Annotated in this window: 11 protein-coding genes; 5 read left to right on the top strand and 6 right to left on the bottom strand. The window is 74.6% G+C overall.

From position 1 onward, the window contains the following. Positions 1-159 precede the first annotated feature (159 nt). From ACIBW6_RS31730 to ACIBW6_RS31720, 3 genes are all read left to right on the top strand, one after another. On the top strand, positions 160-1,215 hold the full coding sequence (locus ACIBW6_RS31730) for a Ppx/GppA family phosphatase (RefSeq protein WP_399065742.1): 1,056 nt from the start codon (positions 160-162) through the stop codon (positions 1,213-1,215). 93 nt (positions 1,216-1,308) lie between these two features. Continuing rightward, positions 1,309-2,166 (top strand): AAA family ATPase, encoded by an 858-nt coding sequence (locus ACIBW6_RS31725; RefSeq protein ID WP_399065739.1) that lies wholly within the window; start codon positions 1,309-1,311, stop codon positions 2,164-2,166. Beyond that, on the top strand, positions 2,163-3,518 hold the full coding sequence (locus tag ACIBW6_RS31720; RefSeq protein WP_399065737.1) for a VWA domain-containing protein: 1,356 nt from the start codon (positions 2,163-2,165) through the stop codon (positions 3,516-3,518). Before ACIBW6_RS31725 ends, ACIBW6_RS31720 begins: the two co-directional genes overlap by 4 nt. Positions 3,519-3,570: 52 nt before the next feature. Here the strand turns inward: ACIBW6_RS31720 and ACIBW6_RS31715 are convergent, their stop codons facing one another. After that, entirely contained in the window at positions 3,571-4,827 is a 1,257-nt protein-coding gene (locus tag ACIBW6_RS31715; RefSeq protein WP_399065735.1) for an amidohydrolase, read from the bottom strand. Between the two features lie 162 nt (positions 4,828-4,989). On the opposite strand from ACIBW6_RS31715, the gene ACIBW6_RS31710 reads away from it, so the two are divergent. Together ACIBW6_RS31710 and ACIBW6_RS31705 are read left to right on the top strand one after the other, a co-directional pair. Next, positions 4,990-5,529 carry a two-component system response regulator gene (locus ACIBW6_RS31710; RefSeq protein ID WP_399065734.1) on the top strand — a complete coding sequence of 180 codons (540 nt, stop codon included), beginning with the start codon at positions 4,990-4,992 and terminating at the stop codon, positions 5,527-5,529. 87 nt (positions 5,530-5,616) lie between these two features. Further along, positions 5,617-6,570 carry an FUSC family protein gene (locus ACIBW6_RS31705; protein ID WP_399065732.1) on the top strand — a complete coding sequence of 318 codons (954 nt, stop codon included), beginning with the start codon at positions 5,617-5,619 and terminating at the stop codon, positions 6,568-6,570. Between the two features lie 12 nt (positions 6,571-6,582). Here ACIBW6_RS31705 and ACIBW6_RS31700 read toward each other — a convergent pair whose 3' ends face one another. From ACIBW6_RS31700 to ACIBW6_RS31680, 5 genes are all read right to left on the bottom strand, one after another. Then, positions 6,583-7,641: a chitinase gene (locus ACIBW6_RS31700; RefSeq protein WP_399065730.1), complete on the bottom strand. Its 1,059-nt coding sequence runs from the start codon at positions 7,639-7,641 to the stop codon at positions 6,583-6,585. Between the two features lie 207 nt (positions 7,642-7,848). Further along, positions 7,849-8,964 (bottom strand): XdhC family protein, encoded by a 1,116-nt coding sequence (locus ACIBW6_RS31695; RefSeq protein WP_399065728.1) that lies wholly within the window; start codon positions 8,962-8,964, stop codon positions 7,849-7,851. Then, a complete protein-coding gene (locus tag ACIBW6_RS31690; protein WP_399065726.1) occupies positions 8,957-11,125 on the bottom strand; it encodes a xanthine dehydrogenase family protein molybdopterin-binding subunit in 2,169 nt (722 codons plus the stop codon). Before ACIBW6_RS31690 ends, ACIBW6_RS31695 begins: the two co-directional genes overlap by 8 nt. Beyond that, positions 11,122-12,114 carry an FAD binding domain-containing protein gene (locus tag ACIBW6_RS31685; protein ID WP_399065724.1) on the bottom strand — a complete coding sequence of 331 codons (993 nt, stop codon included), beginning with the start codon at positions 12,112-12,114 and terminating at the stop codon, positions 11,122-11,124. The genes ACIBW6_RS31690 and ACIBW6_RS31685 overlap by 4 nt, the downstream gene beginning before the upstream one ends. Further along, a complete protein-coding gene (locus ACIBW6_RS31680; protein WP_399065722.1) occupies positions 12,111-12,665 on the bottom strand; it encodes a (2Fe-2S)-binding protein in 555 nt (184 codons plus the stop codon). The genes ACIBW6_RS31685 and ACIBW6_RS31680 overlap by 4 nt, the downstream gene beginning before the upstream one ends. Positions 12,666-12,758: the final 93 nt, after the last annotated feature.

The raw sequence follows: 12,758 nt of genomic DNA, 5'->3' as shown, positions 1-12,758 counted from the left end.
CGGCTGGCTGCACACCTACAATCACCACCGCGGACACACCGCGCTCGCGGGCCAACCACCCGCCAGCCGCGTCCCCAACCTCACGGGTCAGTACACCTAGGGCACCTCGCGCGGCGGACCCGGCTTTGCCGGACCCGACTTACGGGTAACCGAACGATCATGCGAATCAGTGTGGTGGATGTCGGTTCGAACACGGTGCGGCTGGCCATCGCGGACGCGCGGGACGGCGCGCCGCTGCCGGTGCACACGGCCAAGCGCCGACTGCGCCTGTCCGAAGAGGTGGGCGGCGACCGAAGACTCGGGCCGCGGGCGGTGGAGCGGATCGTGGCGGCGGTGGCCGAGGCGTACGCGGAGGCCGAACGGTGGGGCAGTGACGAGCCGTTCGCCTTCGCCACGGCCATCGTGCGCGACGCGCCCAACCGGGACGAGGTGCTGCGCGCCGTCGAGGAGGGCACCGGGGCGCGGCTGCGGGTGCTGCCCGGCGAGGTGGAGGCGGAGCTGACGTTCCTCGCCGCGCGGCGCTGGATGGGCTGGCGGGCCGGGCCGCTCGGGGTCCTCGACATCGGCGGCGGCACGCTGGAAGTCGCCCTCGGCCGGGGCCGGTTGCCCGACTTCGCCGTCTCGCTGCCGCTGGGCGCCCGGCGGCTGACCCGCGAGCACCTGCCCGGCGCGGAGGCACCCACGCAGGCCGCTCTCAAGGAGCTGCGCCGCCATGTGCGCCACCAGCTGCGGGACGTCGCGGCGCGGGTCCGCTGGGAGGGCCCGGTCACCATGGTCGCCACGTCCCGGACGTTCACACAGCTGGCCCGGATGTGCGGGGCGCCGGCCGGCCGGCACGGGCCCTTCGTCGACCGGGAACTCACCCGCAAGGCCCTGCGCCACGCCGTCGGGGAGCTGGCCGCGCTGCCCGCCGCCCGCCGGGCCGAGCTGCCCGGGATCTCGGCGCCGCGCGCGACCCAGTCCCTGGCCGGTGCGCTCGTCGGCCACACGGCGATGCAGCTGATGGACGTCCGCGCGCTGACGGTCTGCCCCTGGGCGATCCGCGAGGGCATCCTGCTGCGGCGCATCGAGGGCGACACGCAGTGGTGGACCGGGGACCCGGCGCCTCTCACCCAACGGGCGGCGGCCACCGCCACGTTGCGGCTCGCGCAGCGGTACGGGGAGGAGATCGGCGGTGCGCACCGGACGCGGCAGCCGGTGGCGGGCCCGGCGTGACGTGACGTTCGCCATGAAGGGCGCGGGCCGGTTGTGAGGACACCGGGCAGCTGATCAGCTGGCACTCCGCACCCTGACGAGCTGGAGGACCCGGTGTTCGCTTCCGTGGACGATGTCACCGCACGGCTGGCCGGGACCGGCTACCTGGCCTCGCCCGCGGTCGCCACCACCGTCTTCCTCGCGGACCGGCTCGGCAAGCCGCTGCTCGTGGAGGGCCCGGCGGGCGTCGGCAAGACGGAGCTGGCCAAGGCGGTCGCCGCGATCGGCGGTGCGCGGCTGATCCGCCTCCAGTGCTACGAGGGCGTCGACGAGTCGCGTGCGCTGTACGAGTGGAACCACGCCAAGCAGCTGCTGCGCATCACGGCGGGCCGGGACGAGACCTGGGACCAGACGCGCACGGACATCTTCAGCGAGGAGTTCCTGCTGGCGCGGCCGCTGCTCGCCGCGATCCGCGGCGACGAGCCGAAGGTCCTGCTCGTCGACGAGATGGACAAGGCGGACGTGGAGGTGGAGGGGCTGCTGCTCGAAGTGCTCTCGGACTTCCAGGTGACCGTGCCGGAGCTGGGCACCATCACCGCCACGCGCCGCCCCTTCACCGTGCTCACCTCGAACGCGAGCCGGGAGCTGTCGGAGGCGCTGCGCCGCCGCTGTCTGTTCCTGCACATCGGGTTCCCCGAGGAGGAGCTGGAGCGGCGGATCGTCGCGCTGAAGGTGCCGGAGCTCGACGCGGTGCTCGCCGAGTCCCTGGTCCGGGTGGTGGGCGCGCTGCGCGCGATGGACCTGCGCAAGGTGCCCTCGGTGGCGGAGACGGTCGACTGGGCGCGCACCCTGCTCGCCCTCGGCGCGGACCGGCTGGACGAGGAGGTCGTCCGGCAGTCGCTCGGCGTCGTCCTCAAGCACCAGGAGGACGTGGAGCGCGCCACGGCCAAGCTCGACCTGGACGCGGTGTGAGCACCCCGTCGGTCGCGGACCGGGTGACGTCCCTGGTCCGCAGCCTGCGCACGCACGGCATCCGGATCGGCACCGGCGAGAGCGTGGACGCCGCGCGGGCCGTGGCCGCGCTCGGTCTCGACCGGCGCGAGCACCTGCGCGAGGGTCTCGCCGCGGCGCTCCTGCACGACCAGGGGCAGCGTGCCGTCTTCGACCCGGTCTTCGACCTGTACTTCCCGCGCGACGTCGGGGCCCCTGGGCAGGACGGGGACGCCTTCGACCGGGACGCGCTGCGCGAGCAGCTCGCCGCGGCGCTGGCCGCGGGCGACCGGACGGCGACGGCACGGCTGGCCGCCGAGGCCGTCGAGGGGCTCGGCCGCTACGACGCGGACGGGTTCTCCTCGATGCAGACCCTGGACCGGCTGCGGCCGCAGACCCTGCTCGCCGGGATCATGGCGGGCGTCCGGGGGGCCGGCGGGGGCGGCTCCGACGCGTTCACCGACCGGATCGAGGCGGACGAGATCCGGCGCCGGATCGAGGAGTTCCGCGAGCAGGTCCGCTCCGAGGCGCGGCGCCGGGTCGCCGAGCGGCGCGGCACGGACGAGATGGCCCGGCGCGTCCCGGTGCGCACCCCCGACCGCACGGTCTTCCTATACGCGAGCAAGGAGCAGCTCGCCGAGGTGCGCCGGACCGTCCACCCGCTGGCCCGCAAGCTGGCGACCCGGCTCGCCGCCCGCAGGCGCCGGGCCGCGCGCGGCCGGATCGACCTGCGGCGCACACTGCGCGGCTCGCTCTCCACGGGCGGGGTCCCGATGCGCCCGGTGCTGCGCAGGCGCCGCCCGGCCCGGCCCGAACTCGTCCTGCTCTGCGACGTGTCGGGCTCGGTGGCGGGGTTCGCGAACTTCACGATGCTGCTGGTGCAGGCGGTGCACGACGAGTTCAGCAAGGTCCGGGTCTTCGCCTTCGTGAACCGGACCGACGAGGTCACCGACCTCATCGCCCGCGGCACCGCCGACCCGGAGGGGCTCGGGGACCGGATCGCCGCCGAGGCGAGCGTCACGGGGTGGCACGGCAGCAGCGACTACGGGTCGGCGCTCGGCGAGTTCGCCGAGCGGTACGCGTCGGCGGTCACCCCGCGGACCTCGGTCTTCGTCCTGGGCGACGCCCGCACCAACCAGCTGGACCCGAACGTGGCGGCGCTGCGCCGTGTCGCCCGCTCGGCCCGCCGCGTGCACTGGCTCAACCCCGAGCCCCGCTCCCAGTGGGACACGGGCGACTCGGCGGCCGGTGCGTACGGCGAGGTCGTGCCGATGTACGAGTGCCGCACCGTACGCCAACTGAGCACGCTGATCGGCCGGTTGCTGCCGGTGTGAGCGGTCGGGCCGAGACGGCGGGCCCCAGCCCGGCCCGGGCTCCGGGCCCTGTTCAGGCCGGGGCGCCGAGCCAGGCGAGGGCCGCGACGACGAGGGCTTCGACGCCGGTGCTGAGCGTCGGCTCGACGAGCGGCGCGAAGTGCGGCGAGTGGTTGCTCGGCAGCGTGTCGAGGCGGCCCTCTTGCAGTGCGCCGAGCACCGTCTGCGTCTCGAGTCCGCCCCAGAACCAGAACACGGTGGGCACGCCGAGCGCCTCGCCGAAGACGCCCACGTCCTCGCTCGCGTTGACCTGCGGCATCGGCAGCAGACGCTCCCGCCCGAAGTGCGCGGCGAACGCCTCCACCGTCCTGGCGGTGGCGTCGGGGTCGCTCACCAGGGCGGGGGCGCTGGGCAGCCACTGGAGGGTGGGCTCGGCGACCGCCGCGCTCGCCTGCGACTCGGCCCGCACGACGCGCTCCACGGCGGCGAGGACCAGCGCCCGCACCTCCGGCGTGTAGGTGCGGATGTTGATGCCCAGCTCGGCGGTGGCCGGGATGATGTTCTCCTTCGTGCCGGCCTGCAGGCGGCCGACGGTGACCACGGCCGTCTCGGCGGCGGGCACCTCCCGGCTGACGACGCCCTGCAACCGGGTCACGACGTTCGCCGCCATCAGGACGGGGTCCACGGCGGCCTCGGGCCGCGAGCCGTGGGCGCCGCGGCCGTGCAGTGTCACGTCGAGCGAGTCCGACGCGGCCATGACCGGACCCGAGCCGTGGCCGATGAACCCGGCGGGCAGCGGGCCGACGTGCTGGCCCAGCACGATGTCGGGCTTCGGGAAGCGCGCGAAGAGGCCGTCCTCGACCATGTCGCGGGCGCCGCGCACCAGTTCCTCGGCGGGCTGGAAGACGGCGAGGAGCGTGCCCGACCACTGGTCGCGGGCCCCGGCCAGCAGGGCGGCGGCGCCGGACAGGCACGCGGCGTGCATGTCGTGCCCGCAGGCGTGCATGACCGGCACGTCGCGGCCCTGGGGGTCGACGCCGCGGACCTGGCTCGCGTAGGGCAGGTCGGTCCGCTCCTCGACGGGCAGCGCGTCGATGTCGGCGCGGACCATGACGACCGGTCCGGCGCCGTTGCGCAGTACGCCCGCCACGCCGGTGCCGCCGATCCGCTCGACGACCTCGTCGAAGCCCGCGTCGCGCAGCCGCCCGGCGAGCAGCGCGGCCGTCCGCGTCTCCTGGAGCGAGAGTTCCGGATGCTGGTGCAGGTCCCGGTAGAGCGCGGCCAGGTCGTCCTTGATCGTGGCCAGCCCGGCGGTCACCGTATGGGTCATATGTCCTGCCTCCTCGCGCGCCGTCGGGGGCACGCTACTCCTGTGATGATCATGTCGCCAACGCTCGGCAAGGGGCCGCTGTGCTCCAGGTGAGGGCCGTCCGGCCCCTGTCGTCACGCGGATGGCATCGCGCATCGTGGAGAAAAGTTCCTGGACGGTGCCATGCCCACGCAACTCACGGTTCTGCTCGTGGACAACCACGAGGAGTCGCTCTTCGCCCTGGAGAGCGCCCTGGCCCCGCTCGGCTGTGCCACGCGGCGGGCGCAGAGCGGCGAGGAGGCCCTGAAGGCGGTGCTGCGGGGCGGGATCGACCTGATCATCCTGGATGTCGTCATGCCGGGCATGACGGGGGTACAGGTGGCCCGGCACCTGCACCGGCTCGACCAGACGGCCCACATCCCGGTGCTCCTGCTGACCGGCCTGTTCCGGCACACGCAACTCGCCGAGGAGGCGTACGAGTTACAGGTGCGGGACATCCTCACCAAGCCGCTCGACCCCTGGCTGCTGCGCGTCAAGGTCGCCTCCCACCTGCGCTACCTGAGCCGCATCGGACGCCTGGAGGCGGAGGTGGCCCGGGGCTCGGCGGCGGCGGGCGGGAACGGTGGGCCGGGCGCCGGGAGCGGCGCTGCCGGGCCGGGGGGCGAGGGCGGCGGGACGGGCGGGCCGTCCGCCCGGCGGGCAGGGCCTCCGCCGCCCCTTTAGGGTGGGGCGGAGCGGACGCCGGAGCGGCCCGACCCGTGTCGTCGCAGGTCAACGGCGTGCGCCCGCCCCACAGAGAGGGAGCCTCCCGTGACCGGTCCAGCCGTGCGGTGGCTGCCGCCGCCGGGGCTCGTGGCGCGGGCCGCCGCGCTCGTCCTGGCCGCGGTGGTGCCGGTGGTGGTGGCGTGGTGGCTGCTGGAGGGCGGCATCGCCCAGTCCGTGTACCTCGGGATGACCTTCATGACGGTCGCGGCCGGCCGGCTGACGCCCGTCGAACAGTGCGCGGCCGGCCTGTGCGCGGGGCTCGCCGCCGCCGCGGGCACGCTGGTCGCCGGGCACACCCCGGCCCTGCTCGTCGCCGTGGCCGCCGCCTGCGCGGCGCAGGCCGCCTTCAACCGGCGCAGCGCGGGCACCGCGGCCCTGCTCCCCTCGAACCTCGTGCTGTACGCGGCCCTGGCCCCGGACCACCCCTGGAGCGTGGCGGCGGCCACCTGGCTCGGCGCGGGCATCGTGATCGTCCTGGCGGCCGTCCTGCGGCTTCGGCTGCCCGCCTCGCCCGCCTCCGCCCGGGAGGTCGCGGTGCACGCCGCCGAACTCACCATCGGCTGCGTGGCGTTGATCCTGCTGAGCGACGCCCTGGACCTGCCCCGGGGAAACTGGGCCGTGCTCACCCTGTGCCTGGTCTTCGTACCGGCCGTGCACGAGACGCGGGCGCGCGTGCTGCACCGCGCCCTGGGCACGGTGCTCGGCGCGGTGGCGGCGGTCGCCGTGGCGGTCGTCGCCCCGTCCGCGCTCTGCTTCGTCCTGGCGGCCCTGTGCGCGGTGCTCACGGTCGCCTACGCGCTCCTCCCCGACGACCTGCTGTACGCCGCGTTCCTCACCCCGACCGTGCTGCTGCTGTTCTCCTCGGGCCGGGCGCACGCGACGGTCGAGGTCGCCGTCGAGCGGGTGGAGATGACCGCGGTCGGCGGCGCCCTCGCTCTCGCCCTGACCTGGGCGGCGGCGTGGTGGCTGCGGCGCGGGCCGGGGCCCGCCGCGCCCTGACCGCGGGTGCGGCTACCGCCCCTGCAGTGCCTTCACGTTGTCGCCGAAGGTCCAGTTCTTCGACCCGTCCCAGTTCATCGACCAGGTCATCAGCCCCTTGAGGCCGCCGCGGTAGGTGTTCCAGGCCTGCGCGACCTGGGCGGGCGTCAGGTGGCCGCCGCCCGCGCCGGGCTGGGCGGGCAGGCCGGGGACCTGCTTGTCGTAGGGGACCTTGATGGTGGTGCCCTGGACGACGAGCCCCTTGTTGAGGCAGTCGGTCTGGGCGGTGAAGCCCTGGACGGTCCCGGCCGCGTAGGAGTCGCCGGAGCAGCCGTACATGCTCCCGTTGTAGTACTGCATGTTCAGCCACCACAGGCGGCCGTTGTCCGCGTACTTCTTGATGACGGGCAGGTACGCGCCCCAGATCGACCCGTACGTGATGCTGCCGCCGGTCACGTACGCGGTCTCGGGCGCCATCGTCAGGCCGAAGCCGGCGGGCATCTTCGCGAGGATGCCGTCGATGATCCGGACCAGGTTGGCCTGGGAGGCGGAGAGCTGTCCGATGGCGCCGCTGCCGGTGAGGCCCGTCTCGATGTCGATGTCGATGCCGTCGAAGTTGTACTTCTTCAGGATCGGGACGATCGTCGCGACGAAGCGGTCGGCGACCGCGGTGGAGTTCAGGTCGATCCCGGCCGCCGCGCCGCCGATCGAGAGCAGGATCGTCTGTCCTGCGCTCTTGGCCTGGCACATCTCGGCCGGGGTCGCGACCTTGACGTTCGTGTCCATGCCGTCCTCCCACAGCGCGGTGCCGTCGGAGCGGATCACCGGGAAGGCGGCGTTGATCACGTTGTAGCCGTGCCGGGCGAGCGCCGGGTCGGTGATCGGGGTCCAGCCGAACGGCGGGTGGACGCCGTTGGCCGCGCCGTCCCAGTTCTCCCAGTAGCCCTGGAGGACCTTGCCCGCGGGCCGGGCCTTGGTCGCGCAGGTGTCGGCGGCGGGCGCCGCGGGGGCCGCGACGAGCACGGTGGACAGGGCGGCGGCGGCCGCGAGGGCGGCGCCGAGAAGACGGGAGGTGCGAGTGCGACCGGACATGGGGGCCTCCGCGGGATCGCCGGTGGGGTGAGGCGCGCGCACTGACGTGAACACGACGCACGGTAGGGAGGTCCAGACCTTTCGTCAATGGGTCTGGACCAATCACCACCGCTCCCGCACCTGCCCGCGCCGACACCGCAGCGGGGACCGGTACCGGTACAGGTACAGGTCCCCGCATTAGTCATGCGCGATCCGGCGGGCGCCGGCCTACGGGGTCGTGTGGATCGGCCCCCGGGCCTCGGTGAGCGGCGCTCCGCTGCCGCCACGCCGCACGGCGACGATCTCGGCGCCGATCGACACCGCCGTCTCCTCCGGGGTACGGCCGCCGAGGTCGAGGCCGATCGGCGAGCGCAGCCGCGCCAGTTCGGGCTCCGTGAGCCCGGCCTCCCGCAGCCGGGCGAGCCGGTCCTCGTGCGTGCGGCGCGAGCCCATCGCGCCGACGTAGGCCGCGGGCAGCCGCAGCGCCACCTCCAGCAGCGGCACGTCGAACTTGGCGTCGTGCGTGAGCACGCACAGCACCGTCCGCTCGTCCGTGTCCGTGGCCCGCAGATAGCGGTCCGGCCACTCCACGACCACCTCGTCCGCCTCCGGGAAGCGCGTCGGGGTCGCGAACACGCCCCGCGCGTCGCAGAGCGTCACGTGGAAGCCGAGCAGCTTGCCGACCCGCACCAGGGCGCCCGCGAAGTCGACCGCGCCGAAGACGATCATCCGGGCGGGCGGCACGCTCGACTCGACGAACAGGGCGACGTCGCCGCCGCACCGCGCCGAGCTCTCCGGCACCGCGCGGACGCCGGTCCTGCCGAGGTCCAGCAGGGCCCGGGTCTGCGCGGCGAGCCCCGGGTCGTCGCCGGAACCGAGCCCGCTCTCGTACGAGCCGTCGGAGCGGACCAGCAGCAGGCCGCCGCCGTCCGCGAGGGCGCCGGGCCCGTCGAGGACCCGCGCGAGCGCCACCGCCTCGCCGCGGGCCGCCGCACCGAGCGCCGCCTCCACCACGGGCCGGGACGGCGCGTCCGCGCGGACCGGGACGACGTGCACCTCCACGGCGCCGCCGCAGGTCAGCCCGACCGCGAACGCGTCGTCGTCGCTGTAGCCGAACTCCTCGCGCCGGACCGTCCCGTCCCGCAGGGCCTCGACGCACAGCTCGTAGACCGCGCCTTCGACGCAGCCCCCGGAGACGGAACCGATGACCTCGCCCGCGGCGTCGACGGCGAGGGCCGCGCCGGGCGGCCGGGGTGCGCTGCCGCTCACCGCGACGACGGTGGCGACGGCGAACTCCCGGCCCTGCGCGGCCCACGCGCTCAGCTCGGCGGCGAGATCAAGCATGCGTCCCGTCCCGCCGCGCCTCACCGAGCAGCACCCGGTCGGGGCGGATCGGCAGGTCGCGGTGGCGGACACCGGTCGCGTGCCACACCGCGTTGGCGATCGCGGCGGCCGTGCCGACGATGCCGATCTCGCCGATGCCCTTGATCCCGACGGGGTCGTCGGGGTCCAGGTCCTCGATCCACTCGGCCTGGATCTCCGGGATGTCGGCGTTCGCGGCGACGTGGTACCCGGCGAAGTCGGCGCCGACGTGCCCGCCGGTCGCCTCGTCCCGGACCGCTTCCTCGTGCAGCGCCATGGAGACGCCCCAGGTCATACCGCCGGTGAACTGGCTGCGCGCGGTGAGCGGGTTGATGATCCGGCCGGCCGCGAAGACGCCCAGCAGCCGTCGCACCCGCACCTCGCCGCTGGCCACGTCCACCGCGACCTCGGCGAACTGCGCGCCGTAGGAGTACCGCTCCTTCTGCGCGAGCTGGGCGATCAGCTCCGCGGTGTCCGTCCGGACGGTGAGGCCCTCCGGCGGGATCTCGCCGGGGGCGAGCGGCAGCCGTTCGCGCAGTTCGCGGGCGGCGGCCATGACGGCCCACCCCCACGACCGCGTGCCCATCGAGCCGCCCGCGACCCAGGCGGGCCCGAAGTCACTGTCGGCGATCAGCACGGTGACCCGCTCCGGCGCCACGTCCAGCGCGTCGGCGGCGATGAGCGTGAGGGCCGTACGGGCGCCGGTGCCGACGTCGGACGCGGTGATGCGGACGGTGAAGGTGCCGTCCGCCTCGGCGGTCGCGGACGCCGTGGACGGGAGGGCGCCCGAGGGGAACGTGGACGCGGCGGTGCCCGTGCCGAGCAGCCAGCGGCCCTCGCGGCGCATGCGCGGACGCGGGTCGCGCTCCGCCCAGCCGAACCGGCGCGCGCCCTCCTCGAAACAGCCGAGGAGGTTGCGGCTGCTGAACGGCAGCCCCGAGACCGGGCCCACCGTGGGCTCGTTGCGGGCGCGCAGCGCGATCGGGTCCATGCCGAGCCGCTCCGCGAGCTCGTCGAGCGCCGACTCCACGCCGAACGAGCCCGGGGCCTCGCCCGGCGCCCGCATCCAGGTGGGCGTCGCCACGTCCACCGGCACGACCCGGTTGACGGTGTGGTGCGCGACGGCGTCGTACATGCTGCGCCCGAACCCGGCCCCGCCCTCGACGAACTCGCGCAGGTTCGAGGTGAGGTTGAGGTGCTCGTGCCCGAAGGCGCGCAGCCGGCCGTCCGGGTCCGCGCCGAGCCGCACGCGCTGCGCGGTGGGGCTGCGGTAGCCGGTGGTCGCGAAGACCTGACGGCGCGTCAGCACCACGCGCACCGGCCGGTGCAGCTCGGTGGCGGCCATCACCGCGGCCACGTGGTGCGCGCGCAGGCCCTTGGAGCCGAAGGCGCCGCCGACGTGCTCGGAGCGGACGCGGACCGCCGACAGGTCGAGCGAGAACAGGTTGGCGAGGTCGTCGGCGATCCACTTGCTGCCCTGGTTGGAGTCGAACAGCTCCAGGCGCCCGCCCTCCCAGCGCACCGTCACCGCGTGCGGTTCCATGGCGCCGTGGTGCTGCTCGGGCGTGGTGTAGGAGGCGTCGAGCACCACCGCGGACGCCGCGAGTTCGGCCTCCAGGTCGCCCTTGGACGCCGCCGACTCCTCGGGGGTGTAGACGCCCGGCCGGTCCGCGTGGAAGGCGACGTCGTGCGGTTCCTCGTCGTACGCGACGACGAGCGCCTCGGCGGCCTCCCTCGCCTGCTCGGAGGTCTCGGCGACCACGAGGGCGACGGGCCAGCCCGCGTGCGGGACCCGGTCGTGCTGGAAGACCTCGACGATCGGGTCCGGGCGGCCGAGGGCACCGACGACGTCGTCGTTGACCCGCGGCGCGTTCCCGTGGTGCAGGACCGTCAGGACGCCGGGCAGGGCGCGGACCGCCGCGTCGTCGATCGAGCGGATCCGGCCGCGCGCCACGGTCGACAGGACCAGCCAGCCGTGGGCCAGCTCGGCGAAGGGGACCTCGGCCGCGTACCGGGCGGCGCCGGTGACCTTCGCGACCCCTTCGATGCGGGTGCGCGCGACCCCGACGGCGTCCTTCCTCGCGGCAGCGTCCCGCGTCTGCGTCGTCTGTGTCTGTGTCTGTGTCTGTGTCTGTGTCGTCACCGGGTGGCCTCCTGCGAGAGTTCGGTCAGCTGCGCCACCACGAGGTTGCGCATCAACGCCACCTTGTACGCGTTCTGCGCCAGGGGCTCCGCGGCCGCCAGCTCCGCGTCGGCGGCGGCGGCGAACGCCTCCGCGTCGGCGGGCGAACCGATCAGCGCGCGCTCCGCCGCGCGGGCCCGCCACGGCCGGGAGGCGACCGCGCCGAAGGCCAGGCGCACGTCGTGCACGACCCCGTCGCGCACGTCGAGGGCGGCGGCGAGCGACCCGATCGCGAAGGCGTACGAGGCGCGCTCGCGGACCTTGCGGTAGCGGGAGCGGGCCGCGACCGGCGCGGGCGGCAGGGTGACCGCCGTGATGAGCGCACCGGCCGGCAGCGCGGTCTCCAGGTGCGGGGTGGTGCCGACGGGCAGGTAGAAGTCGGTGAGCGCCAACTCCCCCGCGCCCTCGGCCGTCTCGTAGTGCACGACCGCGTCGAAGGCGGCGAGCGCGACGCCCATGTCGGAGGGGTGCACGGCCACGCAGGCCTCGCTGGCGCCGAGGATCGCGTGGTTGCGGTGCTCGCCGGTGATCGCGGGGCAGCCGCTGCCGGGCACCCGCTTGTTGCACGCCTTGGTGACGTCGGTGAAGTAGCCGCAGCGGGTGCGCTGGAGCAGATTGCCGCCGACGGTCGCCATGTTGCGCAGTTGTCCGGAGGCACCGGCGAGGACGGCCTGCATCAGCGCCGGGTAGCGGCTCCGTATGTCGGGGTGCGCGGCCAGGTCGCTGTTGGTGACGGTGGCGCCGATGCGCACGCCGCCGTCCGCGGTGGACTCGACGCCCCCCAGAGGCAGTTCGCGGACGTCGACCAGGCGTGCGGGGCGCTCCACCCCTGCCTTCATGAGGTCGACGAGGTTGGTGCCGCCGCCGAGGAAACGCGCCTCGGGGTCGGCGCCGAGCACCGCCACGGCGCCCGGGACGTCCAGCGCCCTTTCGTACCCGAACTCCTTCACGCCACCGGCTCCTTCGTGGTCTCGGCGGCCCGGGCGACGGCTTGCACGATCGACACGTACGCCCCGCAGCGGCACAGGTTCCCGCTCATCCGCTCCCTGATCTCCTCGGGCGTCAGGGGTGGCGGTCCCGCCTCGGGCCGGACGTCCTCGGTCGCGGCGCTCGGCCAGCCGTCCGCGTGCTCCTGCAGGACGCCGAGGGCCGAACAGATCTGGCCGGGGGTGCAGTAGCCGCACTGGAAACCGTCCAGCTCGACGAAGGCCTGCTGCACGGGGTGGAGTTCGTCGCCGTCGGCGACGCCTTCGATGGTGGTGATCTCGCGCCCTTCGGCGGCGACCGCGAGGGTCAGGCAGGACACGGCGCGACGCCCCTCGACGAGCACGGTGCAGGCGCCGCACTGGCCCTGGTCGCAGCCCTTCTTCGTGCCGGTCAGGTCGAGCCGCTCGCGCAGGGCGTCGAGCAGGGTGGTGCGGTGGTCGACGGGCAGCGTGTACTTCTCTCCGTTGACGTGCAAGGTGATCGAGCTGGACGTAGAGATGCCCGCTGGGGCCATGAGCAGCCTTCTTTCGCGTATCCGGTGCGAGGAGAATTCAGCGCTGTACAGGAGAATGGGCGAGGGTTCGGCGTCGGCATCGGCCGCGGTCGC

Origin of the sequence: Streptomyces sp. NPDC049813, from assembly GCF_044465085.1 — a bacterium.
Taxonomy (GTDB): Bacteria; Actinomycetota; Actinomycetes; order Streptomycetales; family Streptomycetaceae; genus Streptomyces.
Note: the sequence above shows the minus strand (reverse complement) of the source record. Positions and strands in the feature narration are given on the sequence as shown.

What these genes read in the sequence shown, in the direction of transcription:
- ACIBW6_RS31715 (WP_399065735.1), bottom strand. Translation starts at nt 4,827, where the DNA reads ATGACCCATACGGTGACCGCCGGGCTGGCCACGATCAAGGACGACCTG.
- ACIBW6_RS31695 (WP_399065728.1), bottom strand. Translation starts at nt 8,964, where the DNA reads ATGCTTGATCTCGCCGCCGAGCTGAGCGCGTGGGCCGCGCAGGGCCGG.
- ACIBW6_RS31700 (WP_399065730.1), bottom strand. Translation starts at nt 7,641, where the DNA reads ATGTCCGGTCGCACTCGCACCTCCCGTCTTCTCGGCGCCGCCCTCGCG.
- ACIBW6_RS31680 (WP_399065722.1), bottom strand. Translation starts at nt 12,665, where the DNA reads ATGGCCCCAGCGGGCATCTCTACGTCCAGCTCGATCACCTTGCACGTC.
- ACIBW6_RS31730 (WP_399065742.1), top strand. Translation starts at nt 160, where the DNA reads ATGCGAATCAGTGTGGTGGATGTCGGTTCGAACACGGTGCGGCTGGCC.
- ACIBW6_RS31710 (WP_399065734.1), top strand. Translation starts at nt 4,990, where the DNA reads ATGCCCACGCAACTCACGGTTCTGCTCGTGGACAACCACGAGGAGTCG.